Raw genomic sequence first — 24758 nt, forward strand, 5'->3', positions numbered from 1 at the left:
GATGTTGCCATCGATGGCGTTGCAACTCTGGCTCGGCATCGCCGTGCTGCTGATTACACCCGGGCCGACCAACACGCTGCTCGCGGCCGCCGGAATGCAATCGGGCGCGCGACGCGCGATGCCGCTGATCATGGCCGAACTGGCCGGTTATCTGGCGTCGATCTCGGCGTGGGGATGGCTGGTCACGCGCATCGCGGACGGATTCGCGTGGGTGCCGCTCTGTCTGCGCATTCTGAGCGTCGGCTACGTCGCGATACTCGCGGTGCGCATGTGGCGGGCATCGGCTCAGGCTGGGCTCGCACACGGCGCTCCGGTGAGCATGAGATCGCTGTTCGTCGCGACGCTTCTCAATCCGAAGGCGATGCTGTTCGCCAGCGCGATTTTCCCGGCGGCGGCTTTTACCGCGTTGGCGGCGTATCTGCCCGCCATGTCGCTGTTTACCCTCGCGCTGCTGCCGGTCGCGCTGGGATGGATCATGCTGGGTGCGGGCCTGGGTCGCGGTCGACGATCCGTTCTCGGCACGCAACGCATGTACCGGATCGCGGCGTTCGTGCTGGGACTGTTTGCGCTGTGGCTGGCGTTGAGCCTGATCCAATAGATCGGCACAGACGGCGGGCCTTGCCCAAGCCGCTGAGCACCTTCTCAAAGAAAGCAAACTGCAAAAAAACCCCCGCCCAAATGGGGTGGGCGGGGTGAGAACCAGTGCCTTGTTTGGACACTGCGGGGTGCTTCAAACCCGCAGCTATTGTTAGTTAAACAGACGATCTTGCGAACCAGTAAACTCTGAACTTCATTTGACGAGCGGCAGGCGCATCAGCAGGGAGTCGTGGTAGGTATCGCCGATCTTGAGCGCCTGCGGTTCCCGCGCATAGACGGTAAAGCCCGCCGATTCGTACAGCCGCAGTGCCGCCGCGTTGTCCGGCGACACTTCCAGCTTGATTTTCTCGACCACGCCGCGCGCGTGCTCGATCACCTGATTGAGCAGGCCCGCCGCCACGCCCGTGCCGCGCGCGATCGGCCGCACGTACATGCCCCACAGAAAGCCCTTGTGCTTCATCTTGACGCCGGTGGGAATCTGCAGGCCCGCGACGCCGGCCAATACTTCTTCCTCGACGAATGCCCCGAACACCGCATGATCGGCAATGCGGGCGCGGAACCAGTCGGGCGTCTGCGCCCGCTCGTCGCGATGATCGGAGCCGAACGATTCGGGATAGCGGCGCAGCACCTCCAGGCGGATTTCGCGGAAGGCTTCGGTATCGTCGGCGGTGAGGCGGCGCAGGGTGAAAGGGGTTTCCTTTTTCATGGCGGCAGGGCACGCGTGGATTGACCAGGCGAACATCATAAACAAGCTGAGGAAATGGCGCTGCAAAGCGTGCCGAATCCGTCCGGGCGCATTTTTGGCGATCTCAGCGCGTGACCGCCTTGCAGACGAACGGTCCGAGCGTGTCCAGCGCGTGGTCGGCGGTCGGCGCGAAAGGCACGTCGAGTTCGCAGGCGCGGCGGCCTTCGGCCGTGTTCCATTGCGCGAGCAGGTGGTTTTTCGGCTTCAGATCGTCGATGAAGGTCAGGCCGTCGTAGCCGATCACGTATTGCTTACCGGTTTCCGAAACGATCGCGCGCGCGCCCGGCGCGAGCGGCCGGCCTTTTTCGTCGACCAGTTTGAGCTGCGCGCCGCTGAAACTGGCGATGGAAAAGCGCGCCAGCACGCCCGCGCGCGCCTGCGGCGACACGTTCAGGTTGGTCGAACTGATCGACATGGTGGCCGGCAGGCGCAGCGGGTCGATCGACAGATGGTTGGCGTCGTAGGCCAGCAGGTTCGGCACCAGCAGATGGCCGGCGCTGTTGGTCGTGCCGATCAGCCGGTTTTCGTGCAGCACCGGCACGTTCGGCACGCCGTTGGTATCGACCACGGCGAAGGCGTCGTCGATGCGGCGGCCCGCCAGCACGTCGCCCGCCATGAAGACGAGCGAGCCGGAACCGTCGAGTTCGGTCGAGGTGCGGCCGCGATTCTGGTAGACCGAACCGATCAGGTCGCCGTAGCGGCTGCGGTAGGTCGCCTGGCCGAGGCCGATGGTATTGGTGTCCTGACGGCCGCCCTGCAACTGCCAGCCGAAGCCGCCTTCGTAATCCGGCGTGCGCGAGAGCGACGCGTTGACCATCGGCGAATGCTGGTCGAAGCCGCCCGAGACGCTGGCGTTCATGTTGCCGCCGAAAGGCATCGACAGCGCGACGAACACGCCCGTGTTCCGCGTGCCGCCGAAGTCGTGATAGACGCTCGCGGCCATCGACACGCGGCTCGCGATGGTCGACGAATACGCTAGCGAGCCGATCCGCGAGCGGCCCGAATACGGATCGTCGACGCCGACATAGGTCGCGCTGACCGACGCCGGCACCGAGCCCATGCGGGAACGGCACGGACACCGTCGCGCGTTCGGTCGAGCGGGCGACCGGCGTGCCTTCGCTGGACGCCAGATCGCCGTAATGGGAGGTGGCGCGCTGCAATTGCATATCGACGGAGACGTACTGCGCGCGATATTGCCAGCCGGCAGTGAACTGCGCGCCGGTGCCGGAGGTCGTCGTGATCGTCGAACCGGCGGCGGGCGTGTCGGTCTGTGAATCGTTTGCGCCGATGGCGTAGTTGTAGGCGTAGGCGGGGATCGATGCCATCACCTTGCCCGTGCTCGCCGCCGTCGACAGGTTCACCACGCCCATGTCGCCCGCGCGGATCAGCCCGCCGATACCCAGATTGACGATGCCGCGCGTCGCTTCCATGTGCGTTTCGAGCGTCAGCAGATCCGTCATGCCGCGCCGCAGCGACGCCGACAGCGACGGCTCGCCGTAGCTCATCGAATCGACGCCGTAGTTGCGGCGCACCAAACCGGCTTCCATCGAGAAATCCATCAGGCCCGGCGCGAGCAGGCGCGAATCCATGTAGAGCGGCACGGTCGTCATGACGTTGCGGCCGAGCGCGTCGCGCGTGACGATGGTCGCCTCGCCCGCGCCCGTCACCGCGGGCACCGCGTTGATGACGAACGGGCCGGACGGCGCGTTGCCGCTGTACTGGCGCACGTTGTTCACGTACAGATCGACGGCGGTCGGCACGGCGCCCGAGCCGGACAGCGTCGGCACCGGATAGGTGACGAGGTCGGGGCGCAGCGAGAAATCGCGCGACACCTGCACGCCGCCAATGCGCACCGGGCGCGTCCACGACAGCGACGAGCTGATGGTGTCGCCGACGCGCGTGGTGATCATCGTGGACGGATCGGAGTGACGCCACGAGGTATCGAGGCGCGTGTAGCCGGTGCGCTCGCCGTAGCGATAGGCCGTGCCGGTATTGCTGAAGGTGCCGCCGGGATAGAAAAAGCGCTCCTCGCTGTAGAGCGCGTAGCGCGATTCGTCCTGCGGCTGGACCGTGAATTCGTAGTTGATGAGCGCGCCGGTGCCGGTCGCCGAGATCGGGCGGCGTTGCGCGGCGTCGCCGAGCGCGTTCGGCACGCGCGAAGATCGCGCCGCCGATCAGATAGAACTGCGCGACCTGCTCGGTCGAGACGCCGTTGATCAGCACTTCGAGATAGAGCACGCCGTCGCTTTTGACGGGCGCGCCGGTGCTTGCAGTCGGCGCATTCGCCGCCGCCGCGATGTCAGGAGCACCCGACGCGGCAGCAGGCGCGCCGGTCTGTGCCGCCCAACCCGCGTGGATCGCGAAACTCAGGGACGCGCCCACCGCCAGCGCCGTTGGCCGAACCCTGGGCCAACGATTGCGCGAGCGTGCATGCGGTATTCCCCGGCCACACGCGGGGCGATCCCTGAGCTTCACGAAACCTTACTTCGCGGACGAAACCACGAGCTTGCTGTCGAGCGTCACATGCGAGGTCACCGGCGTGCCGTTGACGATCGCGTGCACCGTGGCGCTCGATTGTCCCGCTCCCGCCTCGGCGACCGGCCACTGACGCGACGCGTGCGCGAGCGCGTAACCGAGCAGGCCGGGCGCGACTTCCGTCGTGCGGCCGTCGGCCTATTCGATACGGACCTGGCTCAGTTGCGCGTGCGCGGCGTCGTCGTTCGAGGCGCGCAGCATGACGCGCATCGGCGCATCCTTGCCGCCCGCGGCGCCGGGCATCGGCACCTGTTGCAGCGAGAAATCGATCTTCGGCACGGCGGGACCGGCGGGCGTGCCCGCGAATACCGGCACCGAATAGCGCAACTGCATGCGCACGCCAGTGCTGCGCGCGGCTTCCGCTTGCGGAATCTCGTCGACCAGCAGGCGATAGGTTTCCTCGCCCTGCGGCGCGTCGCGGCCGGTGCGCAGAATCCGCACGGTCTGATCGCCGCCAGCGGGAATCGTGATCATCGGCGGGCTCGCGACGATGCCTTTCGCGTCGTCGAGATGATCCTCGTCGAGCGTCTGCGACCAGCCGAATACGCGGACTTGCGCGGTGATCGGCTGATCGCCGCGATTGTGCAGCTCATCACGGCGGCGGGCTGTTCGGCCGACAGATCGACGCGAATCGGCGACACCTGCAAGGAGCCGGCGTGCGCGTGCGCCGCCATTGCGAACGCCACGGCGGCGATCGCGCGCATGAAAACGGTCTTCGACATGACGGGCGTCCTCAGAACGTGACGGTCGCCGAGATGGTCGACGAGTAGGCGCCTGCGGCCGGTGCGGTTTGCGTGGGAACGCGGCCGTAGACGGTCAGCGACTGGCCGCCGCCGCCGCCGTTGCCGGTGCCCGACAGCGTGTCGGTGCCGACCGTGTTGCCCCAGTTCTGGGTGCGTGCCGAATCGCGATACAGGCCGAAATTGACCGTGTTCGATCCGGTGCCGCCCAACAGGCGCGCGTTGATCGCCGTGCCGCTCACCGAGCCGCCGTCGAGGCCGACGTTGTACGCCGTGCCCGAGCTGCAGGTCACGTTGAGCGTCGTCGACTGGTCGATGTTGCTGGTGATGAGGCCGGTCGTACCGAAATCGAGCGGATTCGCGGTGATCGCGCAGTCCGCCTGAATCGTCAACGACACCGTGAAAGTGGTGGTCTTCGGGCTGGCGGCATCCGCCAGCATGGGCGCCGCGCCGGCGAGCGCGATCGCAATCCCCGTCGCCTTGGCCAAAGCCTTGATGCGACGGTTTCTCTCAGTTTGGGTCCGCATTTTTATCTCCGTATGCGTGTCGATGGAATGCCCTGGGGTGCCCTCCGGCCATTCCTGAATCCATTAACGACAGTCGGAAATAAATCCTTAAGGCTTTCGGCGATTAATTTTCGCTAAGTAAATATGACCCGGTAACTATGGGCGCGCCGGATCGCTTTCGGCGTCCCAAAGTGTGTCGCGGCGTGCTTTATAGCGCGGGAAAATTTGCATATTGCTGGATGCCGAATCGCCTGACAGAAGAGGTGAAGGCATGAAAAAGCCGATATCGCGCGGCATTGCGCTGGCTGCGCTGGCCGTTTCCGCGCTCGGCGCGGCGCTGGGCCCGATTCGCGCCTGGGCGACCGAAGGCGGGCTCGGGCGTCCGGTCGCGGGCACGAGCGCGCTGTCCGGCGTGGGCATCGTGCCGCCGGAGCCGATGTGGATCGTGAGCCTCCAGCAGCTCTATATAGACGGGACGATTTCCGGCAACCGGGAAGTGCCGGTCGGCGGGCGGGCATCGCTCGGGCTCGAGGGCAAGGCGTCTTTCACGCTCGCGACGCTGGTGCGTACGTGGGGCGGCTACGGCGGCTGGGATTTCGCGTCGGGCGTCACGCTGCCGTATGTGTGGACGGAGGTGGGCGGCACCTTCGCCATCGGTCAGGGCTCGAAGGCGCTCGGCGATCGCGCGTCGAATCTCTACGACATGTATTTCACGCCGATCGAGGCGGGGTATCACTTCTCGCAGACGGATCACATCGCGCTGAGCTTCAACTTCTGGGCGCCGACCGGCAATTACGAAGCGGGCGCGCTGGCGAATCCGGGCCTCAATACGTGGACCTTCGTGCCGCAGATCGCCTGGACGCATCTGATGCCGAAATACGGCCTCGAATTCGATGCGGTGCTCGGTCTGCAGTTCTACACGCGCAATACCGCCACCGATTATCAGAACGCGCCGCTGCTCACGCTCGATTTGATGGGCCTGAAGAAGTTCGCCAACGGCGTGGGCGTCGGCGTGGTGATGGGCACGGTGCAGCAACTGGGTCACGACAGCGGGCCGACGGCCGACCGGCTGGACGGTTTCGTCGGCCACGACTTCACGCTCGGCCCGATTCTGACCTACGACTGCAAGATCGGCGGCAAGACGCCGCTATCGGCGAGCCTGCGATGGGTGCCATCGATTCAGAGTACTAATCGATTGAAGAGCACGAAGACGTTCCTGGCGACGGCGACGCTGGCGTTCTGAAGTTCTGAAGGAGGCAGGCGGCTCATTTACCACTGCGCGAAACTCTCCCCCGCGCATTGCGGCGCGCGCGCGACACGGGCATCATGCAACGCGTGCTTCCGCGCTGTATCGATCGTTCGACGCATGGTCCGATTCGAATCCGAAACTGAAACGTCGTCGCCGAGCGGTACTATGCGTCGGATCGAAATAACGATCATGACGCCGCTGAACGAAGAACCATGACATCCAAGGGAGAAGACATGCCTTGTTTTAGCCTCAAGCTCGCCTGTTTCCTGTCGCTCGTACTGCTCAACGTGTCGCTCGCGTTCGGCTGCACGCGCACGCTCTATGTCGGCGACAAGGGCCTCGTCATCACGGGCCGCTCGATGGACTGGTCCGAGGACATGCGCTCCAATCTGTGGGTGATGCCCGCGGGCATCGAGCGCGACGGCAACGCGGGGCCGCGTTCCATCAAGTGGAAATCGAAGTACGGCAGCGTGGTGGTGTCGGGCTACGAGATCGGCACCGTCGACGGCATGAACGAGCGCGGCCTCGTGGCGAACGCGCTGTATCTCGCCGAGACCGATTACGGCAAGCCCGATCCGAAACGCGATTCGATGTCGATCAGCCTGTGGGCGCAGTACGCGCTCGACAACTTCGCGACCGTCGCGCAGGCGGTCTACGTGCTGAGCCGCGAGCCGTTCCAGATCATCGCGCCGCCCTTGCCGAACGGCAAACCGCTGACGATTCATCTGTCGCTGTCGGATGCGCGCGGCGATTCCGCGATCCTCGAATACCTCAACGGCAAGTTGATCATCCATCAGAGCAAGAAGTACAAAGTGATGACCAACTCGCCGATCTACGACGATCAGCTCGCCATCGACACGTACTGGAAGAGCGTCGGCGGTTCGGGCTTTTTGCCGGGCACGAATCGCGCGGCGGACCGCTTCGTGCGCGCGTCGTTTCTGCTCGACGCCATTCCGAAGAAGGCCGATCCCGCCTACATGGCGGGCGTGCCGCAGCAGTCGTATGCGTATCAGGCGGTCGCGAGCGTGATGAGCCTGATGCGCTCGGTGAGCGTGCCGCTCGGCATCAGCACGCCGGAGCAGCCGAATCTGTCGTCGACGATCTGGCGCACCGTCTCCGATCAGCAAAACCTCGTCTATTACTTCGATTCGGCGACGCGCCCGGATACCTTCTGGGTCTCGCTCAAGAAGCTCAACCTGAATCCCGGCGCGCCGGTGATGAAGCTGACCATCGACGGCGGACAGGTGTTCTCGGGCGAAACGGCGGCCAACTTCGTGGCGACGCCGTCGTTCACCTTCATGCCGGCCAAAGCGCCTTGATATTGCCTTGATTCGCGGGGCTTCGCCATCGGCCCCTAAAAACGGCGGACATTTGCAGCCGATCGCATCGCGCCGCCGTGTAAACTAGCGGGTTTTTGTCACCGATGGTATCGTGCAAGCCCCCACGCGCACGGCATTCGGCGGTCCGGCGCTCGTTCGCCTGCTGACCCGCCTCGCCGATCTCGATGTACAAGCACCCGCGTCCTCGTTGTCGGACCGTCTGAGCCAGTGGCTCGGCTGGACCGATGCGATCGCGCTGTCGAACGCGCTCGCAGGCGATTCGCCCGCAAGCGCCGGCGCGCGATCCTCTACGAGCGCGGAAGAAGACGCGAGCGCGCAGACGCGTGCGGCGCTGGTGAAAGCCATCGTGCGCGGCGAGCGTGCCGAGGCCGCCGCGCGCGGCCGGCATCGCGCGCCGGTGCAGCCGCCGCCGGACGATGCGCCGGTCGATTTCACGCTGTTCCGTCAGCGCTATCTGTCTTGCAGCAGAGCATGGAAACCGACATCGGCGCATTGCGCGCGCGTCTGCGCGCCGTGCTCGATGCCGTGATGGAACACGCGCTCGCCGCGCGCGAACACACGCTGCTCGCGCAAGTGCCGCTGCTGCTCGGCCAGTATTTCGAGCGTCTGCGCCGCGCGCAGCCCGGTGCACATGACGCGAACGATGATGCGCCTGCATCGAACGCGTGGCTCGATGGTTTTCGCAACGATATGCAGAGCGTGTTGCTCGCAGAACTGGAAGTCCGTTTTCAACCGGTCGAAGGGTTGCTCGCGGCCCTTCGCGCTCGCTAACTGGCACGCCATGCCCCGATATCTTCTGAACGTTGTAGTTTTCCTCGCTGGTCTTGCCGCCGTGCTGGGCATCGCCGTCGGCTATATCGGCTCGAATGCGCTCGCGTTCGCCGTGACCTTGCTGATTGGCGCGTGCTATCTCGCAGGCGTCGCGGAGTTGTATCGCTACGAGCAGACTACGCGCGCGTTCGCGCAGGCGCTCGACGCCTTGCAGACGCCGCCCAGAAGCCTCGCCGTGTGGCTCGACAACGTGCCGCCGAGCCTGCGCAATGCGGTGCGTCTGCGGATCGAGGGCGAACGCAGCGTGATGCCCGCGCCGGCGCTGACGCCGTATCTGATCGGTCTGCTGGTGTTGCTCGGCATGCTCGGCACGCTGCTCGGCATGGTCGTGACGCTGCACGGCACGGGCGCGGCGCTCGAAAGCGCGACCGATCTGTCCGCGATCCGCGCCTCGCTCGCCGCGCCGGTGACGGGTTTGAGCTTCGCGTTCGGCACCTCGATCGCGGGCGTGTCGACCTCGGCGATGCTCGGCTTGCTGTCGGCCTTGAGCCATCGCGAGCGGCTTCAGGCAGTCGGTACGCTCGATGCCCGCATCGCGACGTCGCTGCGCGGCTTCACCGAAACGCATCGTCGCGAGGAATCGTTCCGGCTGATGCAGCGTCAAGCCGACATGATGCCGCGCCTCGCCGATCATCTCGACAAGCTGATGGCCGCCATCGACGCGCGCAGTATCGCCGCGCACGAGCAGCAGCTGGCGAATCAGCAGGCGTTTCACGCGCAGACGGAGACCGCGTACCGGCGGCTGGCGAACTCGGTCGAGTTGTCGCTGAAGCAGAGCGTCGCGGATAGCGCGCGCCGCCAGCGCCGCGTTGCAGCCGATCATGCAGGCGACGATGGACGGCATCGCGCGCGAGACGACGTCGCTGCACGCGAACGTTGAACAGGCGGTGGCGCGTCAGCTCGACGGCTTGTCCAGCGGCTTCGAGGCATCGAAGGCGAAGGTCGCGGATATCTGGGACCGCTCGCTCGACGCGCATCGCCAGTCGAACGAGGCGCTGGTGGGCGAAATGGGCGCGTCGCTGGCGCGCTTCTCCGAGTCGTTCGATACGCGTGCAACGAGTCTCGTCGACGGCGTGTCGTCGCACATGGATACGCTGAACGGCAAGCTCGACGCATCGGTTGCGCGCATCGCCGATGCCAACGGCGCGCAGAGCGAACACATGGCGGCATCGTTCGATCGCTTCGCGCAGGGCTTCGAGCAGCGCGCGGCGCATCTCGCCGATGGCATGTCCACGCAGATTCGCGCGATGAACGAAGCGCTGGAGTCGTCGGTTGCGCGCATTGCCGAGGCGAACGGCGCGCAGAGCGAACATATGGCGGCATCGTTCGATCGCTTTGCGCAGGGCTTCGAGTAGCGTTCGGCCTCGCTCGTCGACGATGTATCGGTGAAGGCCGCGAGCGTCGCGGACGCGCAGGCGCAATCGATCGAGCGCATCGCACAGACCTTCGACGCGCGCGCCACGACTATGATCGACGGTATCGCCGCGTGTCTCGAACAGGCATCGTCGAATCTGAACGATGTCTGGCGCGACGCGCTCGCGCAGCAGAAAACCGCCTTGAACGGCGCGTCTGCGCATTTCGAACGGCAGGCCGCATCGTTCGTGACCTCGCTCGACGGCGCGCATGCCGACTTGCGCGCGCAGCTCGAAGCCGGCAACGAAGCGCGTCTCGCCGCCTGGACCGACGCGCTTGGCGCGCTGGCCTCGACCTTGCGCGACGAATGGCAAGCGGTCAGCACGGTCGCCGCGACGCAGCAGCAGGCCATTTGCGATGCGCTGGCCCAGACCGCCAGCGATGTCTCCGCGCGCACCGAAGCGCACGCGAACGCGACCATCGCGCAGATCGAAGGGCTGGTGCAGCGCGCGTCGGAAGCGCCGATTGCGGCGGCGGAAGTCATCGGCGAACTGCGCCAGCAACTCTCCGATTCGATGGTCCGCGACACCGCCATGCTCGACGAACGCGCGCGTCTGCTGTCGACGCTCGACACGCTGCTCGACGCGGTCAATCTCGCGTCGAGCGAACAGCGCGCGGCGGTCGATGCGCTCGTCACCGGCTCGGCCGATCTGCTCGAACGCGTCGGCACGCAATTCACGACGAAGTTCGAAACCGAAACCGCCAAGCTCGACGCCATGAGCGCGCACGTGAGCGGCAGCGCGGTGGAAGTCGCGAGCCTGTCGGATGCGTTCGGCGCGGCGGTGCAGGCGTTCGGCGCATCGAACGAAACGCTCGTGACGCAATTGCAGCGTATCGAGGCGGCGCTCGACAAGTCGCTCGCGCGCAGCGATGAACAGTTGGCGTATTACGTCGCGCAGGCGCGCGAGGTGATCGACCTGAGCATGATGTCGCAGAAGCAGATCGTCGAGGACTTGCAGCAACTCGCCGAACAGCGCGCGATGTCGGGAGCGAAGGCCGCATGAACGAGGAATTCGACGGCCACGCCGAATCCTCCGCGCCGGTCTGGGCCGCGTTCGCCGATCTGATGTCGGTGCTGCTCGGCGCGTTCGTGCTGATTCTGGTCGGCGTGATCGGCGTGCAGTTGCAGCTTTCGACGAAGCTCGAACAGGCGGTCAAGCAGCAGCAGGAAGAAGCGCTGCGCCGCAAGACGCTCGAACAGGCGATCGCCGGGCCGCTCGCGTCGGGGCGCGTGACGCTGGTCAACGGGCGCATCGGCATCGCGGGCAATATGCTGTTCGCGTTGAACTCGGATCAGTTGCAGCCGCAAGGGCGCGACGTGCTGAAGAGTCTCGCCGGTCCGCTGTCGGCGTATCTCGGCTCGCACGATCAGATCATGATGGTGAGCGGCTTCGCCGACGATCAGCAGGTGCACGAAAACAATCGCCGATTCGCGGGACAACTGGGAACTGTCGGCCAAGCGCGCACTGACCGTCACGCGCGCGTTGATCGATGCGGGCGTACCGCCGGCATCGGTCTTCGCGGCGGCGTTCGGCTCCGAGCAGCCGGTGAGTTCGAACAAGGACGAGGAAGGGCGCGCGAAGAACCGTCGCGTGGAAATATCGGCGGTGCCGCGTCCGACGAGTTCGGTGGCCAAGCCGCATGACTGATCGCATCGATATCGTGATGAGGGCGCACACGCAGCTCGACGCCTGGCGCGCGCGCGGCGACGATGCGATGGATCGCATGCGTTTTCGCGTGATCGAAGCGCTGGCGCGACGGGCATCGTCGCATGAAGGCGAAGCGCGTCGCGTGCTGGATGCGCGCCTGTCGTCCTTGCTCGACGACTACGCGCGCGATGTCGAACGCGCGGGTGCGTCTGTCGAACCGGAATCGCGTGCGTTGGAAAGTCCGTTTGCGGGCTTGCTGCAAGCGCTCTCGGAGCGCGCCGCGAATCATGCGGTGCCCGCCGAATTGCTCGATTATCTGCGCGGCGTGTGGTCCAAGGTCAGCGCGGAAAAGCGCGTGCGCGAATCGCTCGCGCAAGTGCCGAAGAACGCGGGGCCGCTCAATTCGAGCAGCCTCGTGCATCGCTTGCTTGCGGTGATGCAGGATGTGTCGCCGGAATATTTGCAGTACTTTCTTGGCTATCTCGACTCGCTGGCGTGGCTCGAGGAGATGGCCTGGCCGCAGCGGGAAGCGCCGCGCGCCGTCGTGGCGAAGAAGACGAGGCGCGGCAAGGCGCGTTAGCCCAGCCACCCCTTGATCGACCCCGCCATCTTCTCCGTCGAAATCCCGTAGCGGTCATGCAAGGTCGGCAGCGCGCTCGCATCGAGGAACGCATCGGGCAACGCGATCTGCCGATACGCGCACGATACGCCGGCGCTCAGCAGCGTCGTCGCGACCGCTTCGCCAAGACTGCCGATCACCGTATGATTCTCCGCGACCACGACCATGCGGCCCGAGCGCTTCGCCTCGCGGATGATCGCCTCCGTGTCGAGCGGCTTGATGGTCGGCACGTCCATCACCGCGACATCCACTTTGTCGGCTTCGAGCGCCTTGGCGGTTTCGAGTGCGCGCATCGTCATCAGGCCCGATGAGATGATCAGCACGTCGCGGCCGTCGCGCAGCATCTTGGCGCGGCCGAGTTCGAACTGGTAGTCGTATTCGTCGAGCACGGCGGGCACGTTGCCGCGCAGCAGGCGCGCATACACCGGGCCTTTGTGCGCGGCAATCGCGGGCACCATCTGCTCGATATCGAGCGCATCGCACGGATCGATCACGGTCATGTTGGGCATCGTGCGCATCAGCGCGAGATCTTCCGCCGCCTGATGGCTCGGGCCATAACCCGTCGTGAGTCCCGGCAAGGCCGCGACGATCTTCACGTCGAGGTTGTCTTCCGCGATCGTCTGATGGATGACGTCGTACGCGCGCCGCGTCGCGAAGACCGCGTAGGTCGTGACGAACGGCTGCGCGCCTTCGTGCGCGAAGCCCGCCGCCGCGCCCATCAGCAACTGCTCGGCCATGCCCATCTGATAGAACCGCTCGGGGAATTCCTTCGCGAAGATATGCAGGTCGGTGTACTTGCCGAGATCGGCCGTCATGCCGATGATGTCGCTTTTCGTGCGCGCCAGTTCCGCGAGCGCGTGGCCGAACGGCGCGGATCGCGTGACCTGTCCTTCGCCCGCGATGGAGGCGATCATCGCCGATGTCTTGAGGCGCGTGCTCATGCCTGTCTCCCTTGTTCGTGTCCTTGTTGCAATGCGTCCAGCGCCAGCTTCCATTCGTGCGGATCGACGCGGATAAAGTGGTTCTTCTCGCGCTGTTCGAGGAACGGCACGCCGCAGCCCATCTTCGTATCGCACACGATGATGCGCGGCTTCGCGTCCTTCAGGTTTCGCGCGTTATCGAAGGCCTGCTTCACGGCGTCGATATCGTTGCCGTTCACGCGCTGCGTGTACCAGCCGAAGGCTTCGAGCTTCTCCACCAGCGGCTCGAAGGCCATGATCTGCGTCGACGGGCCGTCGGCCTGCTGATTGTTGACGTCGATCATCGCGATGAGGTTGTCGAGCTTCCAATGCGCGGCGGACATCAGGCCTTCCCAGACCGCGCCTTCGTCGAGTTCGCCATCGGAAAAAAGCGTGTAGACGAAGGACTTCGAGCCTTTGCGCTTCAGGCCAAGGCAGCGGCCCACGGCGATCGTCAAACCCTGGCCGAGCGAGCCGCCCGACATTTCCATGCCGGGCGTGTAGCTGGCCATGCCGGACATCGGCAGACGGCTGTCGTCGCTGCCGTAGGTTTCTAGTTCTTCCGGCGGCAGAATGCCCGCTTCGAACAGCGCCGCGTACAGCGCGATCGCGTAATGGCCGTTCGAGAGCAGGAAGCGGTCGCGGCCTTCCCATTCGGGATCGGCGGCGCGGTAATTCATCGCGCCGAAGTAGGCGACGGCCAGCACGTCGGCGATATCGAGCGCCTGCCCGATATAGCCCTGACCTTGTACTTCGCCCATCAAGAGCGCGTTGCGGCGAATGCGATAGGCGCGCTCGGCGAGCGTCACCTCCTCGAGGACGGGAGTGCTCATGTGCGTTGTCTCCTTTTGAAAAAGCGTGTTAGCGATTGACGGTTTTGGCCGGCACGAAGAACACCAGCACCGCGCCCAGCACGACCGCCGCCGAGATGAAGATCAGCCCGGCCGTGGATTTGCCCGTGAAGTCGTTGAGCCAGCCGACGATGGCCGGCGAGAAAAATCCCGCGAGATTGGCGAAGCAGTTGACCGCTGCGATACCTGCCGCCGCCGACATGCCGCCGAGCACGGCGGTCGGCAAGGCCCAGAACAGCGACGACGACGCGAGGATGCCCGCCGCCGCCACGCTCAGGCAGACGATCGACGCGCCCACGCTGCCCAACATCGGCAAAGTGGCGAAACCAGCGGCGGAAACGAGCATCGGAATGGCGAGATGCAGGCGGCGTTCGCGTCGCTTGTCGGCGCTCGAACCGAGCAGCGGCAGCGCGACGATGGCGCAGACATACGGAATCGCGGTCAGCAGGCCGACCCACAGCGGGTCCGCCACGCCGGTGCGCCGCACGATGGTCGGCAGCCAGAACGTGAGGCCGTATTGCCCGAACACGACGCAAAAGTAGATCGACGCCATCAGCCACAAACGACGATCGCCGATGAAGGATTTGATCGACACGTGCTCCACTTTCTGCGCGTTGTCTTTCTCGACGTTGCGCTTGAGCAGAGCCTTCTCGTCGTCGATGAGGCACTTGGCGCTGGCGATGCCGTTGTCGAGATAGAAGATAATCGCGAAACCCAGCACCAGCGACGGCAGCGCTTCGAGCATGAACAGCCACTTCCATCCGGCGAGACCGTTGACATCGTGGAACGCGTGCAGGATCCAGCCCGACAGCGGACCGCCGACGATACCCGCGAGCGGAATCGCCATGAAGAACATCGACAGCGCCTTGGCGCGGCGCGTGGCCGGAAACCAGTAGGTGAGATAGAGGATCACGCCCGGCGCGAAACCCGCTTCGGCGACGCCGAGCAAAAAGCGCAGGATATAAAACACCGTCGGCGATTTCACGAACATGAAGCTCGCCGAAATCAATGCCCACGTCAGCATGATGCGCGCGAGCCAGTTACGCGCTCCGACCTTGTGAAGCACGATATTACTCTGTACTTCGAACAAAAAATAGCCGAGGAAGAAAATGCCCGCGCCGATGCCGTACACCGTCTCCGAGAAGCGCAGATCGTTGAGCATCTGCAACTTCGCGAAGCCGACATTGACGCGATCCAGATACGCGCCGAGATAACACAGCATCAGAAAGGGGATGAGGCGGCGCGCGACCTTCGCATACGTCTTCGCTTCGAAGCTCGCGGCTGCATCGTCGGGCGGCGCGAATTCGGCCGTGCTCGCCGTCGTGGCCAGTGGATGTTTCATGATCCTGTCTCCGTGATCGCCCCGGGTTCGCCCGGGTGCTTGACTGTGTCGATCGCTTTGCCGATCGCTATGCCGATCGATCAATGAATCAGCATGCCGCCGTTGACGTCGAGCGTGATGCCCGTCAGATACGTCGACAGACCGCTGGCGAGAAAGAGGCACGCATTGGCGATATCGTTCGCCTCGCCGAGCTGGCCGAGCGGAATGCCCTTGATGATGTCCGCGCGCATTTCCGGCGTGAGCTTGTCGCCGGTGATATCGGTTTGAATCAGGCCCGGCGTGATCGAATTCACGCGGATATGGTCGCCGCCGAACTCGCGCGCCATTGCTTTCGCGAGCCCGAGCACGCCAGCCTTGGCCGCGCTGTAATGCGGTCCGCCGAAGATGCCGCCGCCGCGTTGAGCCGACACCGACGACATGCACACGATGCTGCCGCCTTGCTGCTTTTTCATCTGCGGAATCACGGCTTGCGACATGTAGAGCGTGCCGCGCAGACTGACGTCGACCACGGCGTCGAAGTTTTCGGCGGCGATCTCCAGCGTCTTGATCGGCTGCGTGATGCCCGCGTTGTTGATCAGCGCGTCGATGCGTCCGTACTTGTCGATGACCGCCTGCGCGGCGGCGACGCACGCGGCCTTGTCGGTGACGTCGCAGGCGAGGCCGAGGTGGCCCGCGCCGAGATCGGCGGCGGCTTTTTCGGCGTCTTCCAGACGCAGATCGAGGATCGCGACACGCGCGCCTTGCGCGGCCATCGCCTTCGCGGTGGCTTTGCCGATGCCGCGCCCGTGACGATGACCACTTGATTCTCGAGCAACATGTCGTGTCTCCGTTGATTGATTGGTTGGTGTAGGCACAGTGTGGACCGCGCGCACCTGAGCATCAACGGAGTTTGGCTCAGCTATGGCTGAGAAATTTTCAGCTATCGAGGGTTATCCCTTGGGCCGGCTCGGAAGCTGCTCGTCCATCCACGCGAGAAACTTCGCCACGCGCGGCAAGCCCGCGTTTTGCGGCGGATAGACGAGATGATGCGCGCCCACTTCGACCGCGTGTTCCGGGCCGAACACGGGCACCAGCGTGCCGCGTTGCAGATGCACCGACGCGAGCATGGTGCTTTCCAGCGCGATGCCATGCCCGAGCGCGGCCGCTTCGAGCGACATATACGAGCGATCGAAGGAAAAATCGAACAGCTTGTGGCGCACCGCGACGCCGAACTTGCCGAACCATTGCTGCCACTGCACGAGCGGCGATTCGGAAAAGATCAAACGCCGTTCGAGCAGATCGTGCGGCGTCTTCACCTGGCATCGTTCGAGAAAGGCGGGCGAGGCAAGCGGCGCGATGGTCTCGTGCCGCAGCGTCTTTACTTCGACATCGTTCCAGTGCGCATAGCCGTGACGCACGTCGATATCGTAATAACCGCTGGTGAGCGAGATATCCTCGTACGAGCACGCGAGAGGTTGATCTGGATATCGTTTGCTTCCTGGAACGCGGCGAGACGCGGCAACAGCCACATAAAGCCGAAGCTCGGGCCCGAATGAATCCGCAAGATCTCGACCGAGGTTTCGCTCGACGCGCGTTCGGTCGCGCGATTGAGTTCGGTGACATCGGACAGATATTGCGTGCCGGTCGGCGTGAGTACCAACCCGCGCCCGAGCCGCGTAAACAGCGGCCGTCCGACGATGCTCTCCAGATTCGCCAGTTGATGGCTGACCGCCGACGGCGTGAGGCCGAGTTCGTCGGCCGCGCGATTGACGCTTTTGGTTCGCGCGACGCTTTCGAACGCGATGATGGATTTGAGCGGAGGCAGGCGCATGAACGAAGCCCGACGATTACGCCGCCGCCGAGTTCAACGCATTGATCAGCGCGAGCGGATCGTACGGCTTGCGCAACTGAATGGCATGGGGCAGGGCGCGCCGTTCGGCGTCGCTCAGGACGAGATCGTAGCCGGTGACGAACACCACGCCGAGCGCGGGCTTCTCCTTGCACGCGGCGATCGCGAGTTGCACGCCCGATTGCCCCGCGAGATCGACATCGGTCAGCAGCAGATCGAAACGCTGATTGCGCAGCAGCGCGAGCGCTTCGTCGACGCTGGCCGCTTCTTCGGTCAGATCGAGCCCGAAGGTGCGCAGCAGTTCGGCGCTGCTGGCGCGGACCATCTCGTTGTCTTCGACGAACAGCACGCGCATATGCGAGAACGCGTCGTCCTGCGGCGCTTTCGATACGACGGGCACGTCTTCCGGCGCGGCTTCCGGCGCGCTGTCCTTCGCCTGCTGCGTAATCACGAGCCGCACCTTGCGCGCCAACGCTTCGTGCGTATAGGGCTTGCTCAACAGATCGATGCCTTCGTCGAGCCGTCCCGCATGCACGATGGCGTTATCCGTATAGCCCGAAGTGAACAGCACCGCGATGCCCGGCACGCACTCGCGTGCCTTGCGCGCGAGTTCGGTGCTGCGCAGCGGGCCGGGCATCACGACATCGGTGAAGAGCAGATCGACCGGCACGCCGCTTTCGACGATGGCCAGCGCGCTTTGCGCATCCTTCGCGCGCAGCACGCGATAGCCGAGATCCGCGAGAAGCGCGACCACGGTCGCGCGCACTTCCTCGTCGTCCTCGACCACGAGGATGGTTTCGCTGCCGCCCTTGGCGGGACCGGCGTCGATATCGGTTTCGAGGTCTTCTTCCTCGCGCGCGCGGCAGATAGATGCGCACCGTGGTGCCGTGGCCTTCCTCGCTGTAGACCTTCACATGGCCGCCGGATTGCTTGACGAAGCCGTACACCATCGATAGCCCGAGGCCTGTGCCTTGCCCTTCGCGGCTTGGTCGTGAAGAACGGCTGCTCGAAGGCGCGCTCCAGCACTTCGGGCGACATGCCCGAGCCCGTGTCCGTCACCGCGACCATCACGTACTGGCCCGGCGTGACCTCGGCGTTGCGCAGCGCGTAGGCTTCGTCGAGCGAGGCGTTGCCCGCTTCGATGGTCAGCTTGCCGTGGCCGGTCATCGCATCGCGCGCGTTGATGGCGAGATTGAGCAGCGCGTTCTCGACCTGAAACGGATCGACCAGCGTATTCCACAGGCCGCCCGAAACGATGGTTTCGATCTCGATGCCGTCGCCGAGCGCGCGGCGGAACATATCGTCGAGACCGCGCACGAAGCGGCCGAGGTCCACCACCTTCGGCGCGAGCGGCTGACGTCTGCCGAACGCGAGCAGTTGCGAGGCGAGATTCGCGCCGCGCGCCACGCCCGCCAACGCGCTCTTCACGCGCTGCTCGGACTTCTCCTGTCCGGCGACATCCTTCGCCAGCAGTTGCAGATTGCCGCCGATCACCTGCAGCAGATTGTTGAAGTCGTGCGCGACGCCGCCAGTCAGCTTGCCGATCGCTTCCATCTTCTGCGCCATGCGCAGCGCTTCCTCGGCGTGACGCAAAGCATCGGCGGTTTCGCGGTCGGCGGTGACGTCGCGGCCCACGCCGTGAATGCGCCGCGTCTTCGGATCGAAGGACAGATTCCACGCGATCCAGCGCCAGCCCCCTGATCGACGCGACCGAGCCGGCATTCGTAACGCACCGGCTGCCCGCTGCGGCGCAGCTTGTCGAATTCCGCCGATACCGCGACGGCATCGTCGGCATGGACGAGATCGAGCATCGTGCGCGCGTGCAGACGTTCGAGGTCCATGCCGAGCACTGTCGACCACGACGGGCTCACGCGCAACAGCGCGCCGTCGTAGCTCGTCACGCAGAACAGGTCTTCGCTCAGTTCCCACAGCCGGTCGTGATCCGCAACGGCATCGGCGACGCGCCGCTCCAGCGTTTCGTTCAGATCGCGCAGCGCGGCTTGCGCCTTCGAACGCGCGCCGATTTCATCCTGCGCCGCCTGAAACAGCCGCGCATTGTCGATGGCAATCGCCGCCTGCGCCGCGATGCCCTTGACGATGCGCTCGGCGCGCTCGTCGAACACGCCCGCCTCCGGATGCCCGAAGAACAGCCCGCCGAGCACTTCGCCGTCGCGCGAAAGCACCGGCGACGCCAGATAGCTGCACACCGCGAGATGACCCTTCGGCATGCCGTGATGCGGCGGATTGCGCCCGTAGCGCGGGTCTTTGGTGATGTCGTCCGAACGCACGATGCCGGTGCCTTCGAAGGTCGGCGCGAACACTTCGGTGTTGCGCGGCATCGGAAAGCTGGCGAAGGTGTCCTTCGGCACGCCCGAGAGCGTATAGAGCGTGTAGCGGCCGCCGGCTTTGTCGAGCACGTTGTAGAAGAACGTGCCGAAAGACGCGCCGGTCAGTTCGGTCGCGGCATCGACGACGACCTGCACCGCGCGCGACAGATCGAGTTCGCCAGCCACCGCCGTGCCCACGCGATTGAGCACTTCGAGCATGCGCGATTCGTCGCGCAGCTTCTGCTCCGTTTCGCGCCGCAGCCGCGCGAGCCGCAGATTGCTCGCCACGCGCGCCAGCAGTTCGCGCGCGGAGAAGGGCTTGGTGAGATAGTCGTCCGCGCCCGCGTCGAGACCGCCCACGCGCGCTTCCTCGCCCGCGCGCGCCGACAGCAGCACGACCGGCGTCTCGCGCAGGGCGTCGTCGTCGCGCACGGCGCGCAGCAGGCCGAAGCCGTCGAGACGCGGCATCATCACGTCGGACACGATGACGTCGGGCGGCAGCGCGCGCCAGGTCGAGCGCGGCCGCGCCATCGGCGGCGACGCTGACGTCGTGGCCCGCCGTCGGCGCATGTAGTCGCGCAGATCGGCGTTGTCGTCGACGATCAGCACGCGGCCGGGCGCGTCTTCGGCGAGATTCGCGTCCAGATCGGCTTCATTGGGATCGATGGACGCGGCGGGCGCGGCTTCGTCGGCGTCGGGAATCCAGCGCAGCGCGGCATCGACATAGGAATGCGCGCGGCTGCTGGCGCGGGCGAGCGGCGCGTCCGGTTTCGTCTCATGCGATGCCGCCGCCGGCAGCGTCACGGTGAAACACGCGCCCGCACCGGGCTCGCTCGATACCGCGATCGCGCCGCCGTGCAGCTTGACGAGTTCCTGCACCATCGCAAGGCCGATGCGGCTGCCTTCCACCGAACGCCCGGTCGCGCCCGCGACGCGATGAAAACGCTCGAACACGCGCGCGAGTTCATCCTCGGGAATGCCGATGCCGGTATCGCGCACGTTCATCTCGATGCCGTCGTCCGCATCGACTGCCAGCGCAATGCCGATCGCGCCTTCGAAGGTGAACTTGAACGCGTTCGACAGCAGGTTCATCACGACCTTTTCCCACATGTCGCGATCGATTCCGGCAATCACCGGCGTCGACGGAATATCGATCAGCAACTGCAATCCCGCCGACTCGATCGCCGAGTGGAACAGCGACGCGAGTTCGGCGGTGAAGGCGGCGATATCCGTCGGCTGCCGATGAATCTCGATGCGCCCGGCCTCGATCCGCGAAAAGTCGAGCAGCGCGTTGACGAGCTTGAGCAGACGCAGACCGTTGCGCTGCATGATCTCGATAAGCCGCGCGTCTTCCTCGCCGACGCGCTGCGGATTGGCGAGCAGCGCTTCCATCGGGCCGAGCATCAGCGTGAGCGGCGTGCGGAACTCGTGGCTGATATTGGAGAAGAACGTGGTCTTGGCGCGATCGATTTCGGCGAGCGCTTCGGCGCGGCGGCGTTCCTCGTCGTAGGCGTGCGCATGGCCGATGGCCGCGCCGATCTGCCCGGCGACCAGATTCAGGAACGCGCGATAACCGTCGTCGAAGAGGCGATACGGATTGAGCGCCGCGATCAGCACGCCGGCGCGCCCGGTTTCGCCCGACGGCGCGCTCGGCAGCACGATGGCGGAAGTCGGCTGCGCGTTCCATCCGCCGGTCGGCAGCGCTTCGTCGAAGCGCTCGCCGAGCGTGTCGACGATGCGCGGCTGGCCGTCGCGCAGCGTGTCGAATACCGGCCACGGCGCGGCGTGCGTCGCGTGCAGCGTAAGCGGCGCGGCGGCGTGGCCCGGCTCGATGCCGCAGGCGCCGGTCAGCGTGGCGGTTTCATCGCCGGATTCGGCGGCGTAGAGCAGCGCGAACGGCACATCGCGCGGGGACTTGCCGAGCGCCTGGATCGACCGCGTGCTGGCGTCGCGCCAGGTGCGCGCATCGACGGCGGAGGTGGCGAGTTCGCGCAGCACCAGCATTTGCCGCTCGCCGCGCACGCGCTGCGTATCGTCGCTATTGGCGCAGATGATGCCGGCGGGCGCGCCGTCGTCGTCGTCGGGAATCGGGCTGTAGGAGAAGGTGTAATACGTCTCTTCGGGAAAGCCGTTGCGTTCCATGATGAGCAGCTTCTGCTCGACGAAGGTGCCTTCGGTGCCGGCAAGCGCGATGTCCAGCAGCGGGCCGATATCGTCCCAGATTTCGCGCCACACGACCGACGTCGGCTGGCCGAGCGCCCGCGGATGCTTGCCGCCGATGATCGAGCGGTACGCGTCGTTGTAGAAGAACAGCAGCTCCGGACCCCAGCCGACCCAGATCGGCTGGCGCGAGGTCAGCACGATGCGCACGGCCGTCTTGAGACTCTGCGGCCAGTGTTGCGGCGCGCCGAGCGAAGTCCGCGTCCAGTCGAAGCCGCGGATGAGCGCGCCCATTTCGCCGCCGCCCGCGAGAAAGCTCGGCATGGCCGCGTGTGGGCCGCCTGTCCTCGTCTCCGGAATCGACTGGTCAGCTTTCATGGACGCTTTTTCTCCTCGCGGCTTTTCTCGTGCATCGCCGGGGCGATGACGCGCGCGTTCTCTCAGGTATCGGTATTTCGCCGCCGGAAACGGCAGCGCCGGAAACGGCAGCGCCGGAAACGGCAGCGCAGGATGTAGGCGGATTCTCGCACGGAAACGGCGTTCGCCTCGGATCGCCGGTTCCGCGCGCGTCCGTGCCGGGTCAACGCGTTTTAGTGTGCGGCGACCGGATCGAGGCCGGTGGCGCGCACCGTATCCTGCACGTCGGGCGATGCGAGATAGCGCAGCAACGCGCGCGCCTCGTCGGGATGTTTCGCGCCGACCGGAATGCCGGCCGCGAAGCGCGTCACCGATTGCACCGATTCCGGCACCCGGCCGACGAACTCCGCGCCTTTCACCGGCAGCAGTTCGCTCACTTGCTGAAAGCCGATTTCGTACTCGCCGTTCGCCACCACCGACGCAACCGGAATCTTCGGCACCATCTTCGCCTTGGGCCGCACCTGATCCTCGATGCCGAGCTTCTTAAACATCTCGTTCTGGATATAGACGCCGCTCGCGCTATCCGAATAGGCGATCGACTTCGCGTGCAGCAGCGTCTCGCGCAGCGCCGCTTCGCTGCCGATATCGGGCTTCGGCGCGCCCGCTTTCACCGACATGCCGATACGCGAATCCGCCAGTTCCACGCGCGAATTGGCCGCGACCTTGCCCTGCTTGATCAGATCGTCGAGCGCGTAGCCGACCATGATGACGACATCGGCCGCTTCGCCGCGCGCCAACCGGTTCGGGATGGCTTCGGGCGCGTGGCCCATCGACGGCCCGAGCGCGGTGTCGAGCGTATCGCCGGTTTGCGCGCTGAACTTCGGCCCGAGGATTTTGTAGGCGGCGGTGAATCCGCCCGAACTCATCACATGCAATTCGACCGCGTGCGATGCGACCGGCAACGTCGCCGAGGCAGCAACGAAACTGAAGGCGGCAAGCTTGCTGAAGAGGGACTTCAACGGAGATCGTGCCATGCGGAGCGCTCTGATTGACATAAGTTTTTGCACTATAGCGGATCGAATCCGATATCGTTCCCGTCCCCTCGATTTTCGAAGCGATGCGCTTTGCGAAACAGCCTTCTTCAAATCGTTCATTGTTCCAGGCAATGAGACCGGGTTAATGTCTCAGGCGTCATTGAACGCCGTTCGATTTGCTAACGATCGATGCACGGCCTGAATCGGATTTATCGCAAAAGAGAAACACGTCCCATGAATGAGCAAACTAACCAGAACGCCATGACGCTGGAAGAAGCGGAAACGAAGCTTCGAGCGGAGTTGGCGCAACGGCCGGATTCGGTCGCGGCCATGAACAATCTGGCGCTCGTGCTGCGTCGGCAGAGCCGAGCGGCCGAGGCCGAGCCGCTGCTGCGTCAGGCCATGGCATTGCAGCCGGAATCCGCCGAAGTGTCGCTGAATCTCACGCTCGTCTTGCTCGATCTCGGGCGCTTCGCCGAAGCGGAAGAGACGGCGCGGCGCACGCTCGCGATTCGTCCGGATATGGCGTTCGCGCGTCTGCTGCTCGGCGGCGCGTTGAGGTCGCAGGAGCGGATCGCACCCGCCGAAGACGCGTTCAGACAAGCGCTCGTCGATCATCCCGATATGCCCGAAGCGCTGTGCGCGCTGGCCGATGTGCTGCGCATCCAGAATCGCTTGAGCGAGGCTGAAACGGCGTTGCGGCGCTGTATAGAAGTTCGGCCGGAGATGGTGGAAGCGCATCTCGGCCTGGGCGACGTGCTCTTCGCCGCCAACCGTCTGCGCGACGCCGACGCGATGTTCGAGCGGGCGCTGGAATTGCACCCCGGCTGCGCCGAAGCGTATTGCGGTCTCGGCAATGTCTCGCAGCGCCGCTTCGATCTGCCCACCGCCGAGTTGCAGTTCAGGCGAGCGCTGGCGTTGCGTCCGGTCTTTTTCGAAGCGAGTCGCGGTCTGGGCAACGCGCTGCTCGACATGGGGCGTCTGGACGAAGCGGAAGCCGCGATCAGGCAAGGGCTCGCGCTGCGTCCGGACGATGAAGTGTCCAACGGTATGCTGAACTTCGTCCTCAACTGTCGCGCCGGCGAGAAGCAGGGCGTGCAGTCCAGCTTCAACGTGTTGCAGGCCGCGTCCAAAGACGCGTAATCTCGCGGCCGAGCGCCGCACCACGGGCGCAACGCCCGCTTCACCTCAGCTCGCGCGGTACGCTAATTGCTGTTCCCTCCGGACATTCACGGAGTAGACATATGGCAGCAGCGTGCCGCCCCGAGCGCCCCGATTCCCTTCCTTTTTCCCCGTTCATCGCGCCCCATGCGACGGCGCGACGCCGCGCTCGTCCGCGTGTTTTTCGTCCGGCTCGGCATTGCTGAGCGCTCTTCGTCCGACTCGTTCCAACCCATGCCGAAATCCACGCCCATCTCCGAAGGCTCGATCTATGAAGGCTTCGATATCTATGCGTCCTATGTCGTCAATGCGACGGGCATGCACGTCGGCACGTTGAAGGTGGTGAGAAAGCGCGACAAGCGCCAGCTCTATCCGTTCGATGGCTGCGAGACCATCGGCCCGTTCGAATCCAGCGAGGATGCGCGACGCGCCGCGCAGGCGCTCGGACAACGGCTCGTCGAAGCGGATATCGTCAATCCCGAGCCATAAGCGGGCGATGCGGCAAGAAGCCCCGC

At 65.1% G+C, this 24758-nt stretch carries 18 protein-coding genes and 7 pseudogenes; 10 read left to right on the forward strand and 15 right to left on the reverse strand.

Translation table 11 applies throughout. The features are described from left to right. Position 1: 1 nt before the first annotated feature. Complete coding sequence (locus BVER_RS03380) at positions 2–598, forward strand: LysE family translocator (RefSeq protein ID WP_050452118.1); 597 nt, start codon at positions 2–4, stop codon at positions 596–598. 192 nt (positions 599–790) lie between these two features. Here the strand turns inward: BVER_RS03380 and BVER_RS03385 are convergent, their stop codons facing one another. The 3 genes and pseudogenes from BVER_RS03385 to BVER_RS33305 all read right to left on the reverse strand — a co-directional run. Beyond that, a complete protein-coding gene (locus BVER_RS03385) occupies positions 791–1303 on the reverse strand; it encodes a GNAT family N-acetyltransferase (RefSeq protein ID WP_050452088.1) in 513 nt (170 codons plus the stop codon). Between the two features lie 103 nt (positions 1304–1406). Beyond that, entirely contained in the window at positions 1407–2402 is a 996-nt protein-coding gene (locus BVER_RS33300; protein WP_050452089.1) for a fimbria/pilus outer membrane usher protein, read from the reverse strand. Positions 2403–2841: 439 nt separating this feature from the next. Continuing rightward, positions 2842–3195: pseudogene (locus BVER_RS33305) on the reverse strand (fimbria/pilus outer membrane usher protein); the annotation flags it as partial. Between BVER_RS33305 and BVER_RS35085 the strand changes: the two are divergent. After that, positions 3137–3271: a hypothetical protein gene (locus tag BVER_RS35085; protein ID WP_269750738.1), complete on the forward strand. Its 135-nt coding sequence runs from the start codon at positions 3137–3139 to the stop codon at positions 3269–3271. The pseudogene BVER_RS33305 and the gene BVER_RS35085 sit on opposite strands and share 59 nt — an antisense overlap. Positions 3272–4015: 744 nt before the next feature. On the opposite strand, the gene BVER_RS03400 is transcribed toward BVER_RS35085, so the two are convergent. From BVER_RS03400 to BVER_RS03410, 3 genes are read right to left on the reverse strand one after another with little or no spacing between them, the layout of a single operon-like run. Next, the gene (locus BVER_RS03400; protein ID WP_083452026.1) at positions 4016–4465 is read right to left on the reverse strand and encodes a fimbrial biogenesis chaperone; all 450 of its coding nucleotides are present in this window, start codon (positions 4463–4465) and stop codon (positions 4016–4018) included. Further along, entirely contained in the window at positions 4348–4599 is a 252-nt protein-coding gene (locus BVER_RS31145; protein ID WP_157055912.1) for a hypothetical protein, read from the reverse strand. Before BVER_RS31145 ends, BVER_RS03400 begins: the two co-directional genes overlap by 118 nt. Before the next feature lie 11 nt (positions 4600–4610). Continuing rightward, a complete protein-coding gene (locus tag BVER_RS03410; RefSeq protein ID WP_157055916.1) occupies positions 4611–5057 on the reverse strand; it encodes a Csu type fimbrial protein in 447 nt (148 codons plus the stop codon). Positions 5058–5394: 337 nt separating this feature from the next. Between BVER_RS03410 and BVER_RS03415 the strand changes: the two genes are divergently transcribed. The 6 genes and pseudogenes from BVER_RS03415 (at position 5395) to BVER_RS03440 (ending at position 12185) form a co-directional block, all read left to right on the forward strand. Further along, on the forward strand, positions 5395–6366 hold the full coding sequence (locus BVER_RS03415; RefSeq protein ID WP_050452094.1) for a SphA family protein: 972 nt from the start codon (positions 5395–5397) through the stop codon (positions 6364–6366). 239 nt (positions 6367–6605) lie between these two features. Continuing rightward, on the forward strand, positions 6606–7691 hold the full coding sequence (locus tag BVER_RS03420; protein ID WP_050452119.1) for a linear amide C-N hydrolase: 1086 nt from the start codon (positions 6606–6608) through the stop codon (positions 7689–7691). Positions 7692–7803: 112 nt separating this feature from the next. Continuing rightward, positions 7804–8483 (forward strand): annotated as a pseudogene (locus tag BVER_RS03425) (DUF3348 domain-containing protein). A gap of 10 nt (positions 8484–8493) precedes the next feature. After that, positions 8494–10960: pseudogene (locus BVER_RS03430) on the forward strand (DUF802 domain-containing protein). Next, positions 10957–11605: pseudogene (locus BVER_RS03435) on the forward strand (OmpA family protein). The pseudogenes BVER_RS03430 and BVER_RS03435 overlap by 4 nt, the downstream one beginning before the upstream one ends. Next, positions 11598–12185, forward strand: a complete 588-nt coding sequence (locus BVER_RS03440) for a DUF2894 domain-containing protein (protein ID WP_050452095.1) — start codon at positions 11598–11600, stop codon at positions 12183–12185. Before BVER_RS03435 ends, BVER_RS03440 begins: the two are co-directional and overlap by 8 nt. On the opposite strand, the gene BVER_RS03445 is transcribed toward BVER_RS03440, so the two are convergent. The 9 genes and pseudogenes from BVER_RS03445 to BVER_RS03475 all read right to left on the reverse strand — a co-directional run bounded on the left by BVER_RS03445 (position 12182) and on the right by BVER_RS03475 (position 23067). Beyond that, positions 12182–13165: a transketolase family protein gene (locus BVER_RS03445; RefSeq protein WP_050452096.1), complete on the reverse strand. Its 984-nt coding sequence runs from the start codon at positions 13163–13165 to the stop codon at positions 12182–12184. The two genes, BVER_RS03440 and BVER_RS03445, sit on opposite strands and share 4 nt — an antisense overlap. Further along, positions 13162–14016, reverse strand: coding sequence for a transketolase (locus BVER_RS03450; RefSeq protein WP_050452097.1), 855 nt, complete (start codon positions 14014–14016; stop codon positions 13162–13164). The genes BVER_RS03445 and BVER_RS03450 overlap by 4 nt, the downstream gene beginning before the upstream one ends. Positions 14017–14044: 28 nt before the next feature. Beyond that, positions 14045–15376 (reverse strand): MFS transporter, encoded by a 1332-nt coding sequence (locus tag BVER_RS03455; protein ID WP_050452098.1) that lies wholly within the window; start codon positions 15374–15376, stop codon positions 14045–14047. Positions 15377–15456: 80 nt separating this feature from the next. Continuing rightward, positions 15457–16193: pseudogene (locus tag BVER_RS03460) on the reverse strand (SDR family NAD(P)-dependent oxidoreductase). Positions 16194–16305: 112 nt separating this feature from the next. Next, positions 16306–17186 (reverse strand): annotated as a pseudogene (locus BVER_RS03465) (LysR substrate-binding domain-containing protein). A 16-nt stretch (positions 17187–17202) separates the two neighbouring features. Beyond that, positions 17203–17958, reverse strand: a complete 756-nt coding sequence (locus BVER_RS33310) for a response regulator (RefSeq protein ID WP_232316361.1) — start codon at positions 17956–17958, stop codon at positions 17203–17205. A 160-nt stretch (positions 17959–18118) separates the two neighbouring features. Continuing rightward, positions 18119–18770 (reverse strand): annotated as a pseudogene (locus tag BVER_RS35470) (ATP-binding protein); the annotation flags it as partial. Then, a complete protein-coding gene (locus BVER_RS03470; RefSeq protein WP_232316362.1) occupies positions 18737–22069 on the reverse strand; it encodes an ATP-binding protein in 3333 nt (1110 codons plus the stop codon). The pseudogene BVER_RS35470 and the gene BVER_RS03470, both read right to left, overlap by 34 nt. 212 nt (positions 22070–22281) lie before the next feature. Next, positions 22282–23067, reverse strand: a complete 786-nt coding sequence (locus BVER_RS03475) for a substrate-binding domain-containing protein (RefSeq protein WP_050452099.1) — start codon at positions 23065–23067, stop codon at positions 22282–22284. Positions 23068–23316: 249 nt separating this feature from the next. Between BVER_RS03475 and BVER_RS03480 the strand changes: the two genes are divergently transcribed. Beyond that, positions 23317–24225: a tetratricopeptide repeat protein gene (locus BVER_RS03480; RefSeq protein WP_050452100.1), complete on the forward strand. Its 909-nt coding sequence runs from the start codon at positions 23317–23319 to the stop codon at positions 24223–24225. Between the two features lie 252 nt (positions 24226–24477). Next, positions 24478–24732 carry a DUF6723 family protein gene (locus BVER_RS03485; RefSeq protein ID WP_050452120.1) on the forward strand — a complete coding sequence of 85 codons (255 nt, stop codon included), beginning with the start codon at positions 24478–24480 and terminating at the stop codon, positions 24730–24732. Positions 24733–24758 lie beyond the last annotated feature (26 nt).

Source organism: Candidatus Burkholderia verschuerenii, assembly GCF_001189365.1.
GTDB classification, from domain to species: Bacteria; Pseudomonadota; Gammaproteobacteria; order Burkholderiales; family Burkholderiaceae; genus Caballeronia; species Caballeronia verschuerenii.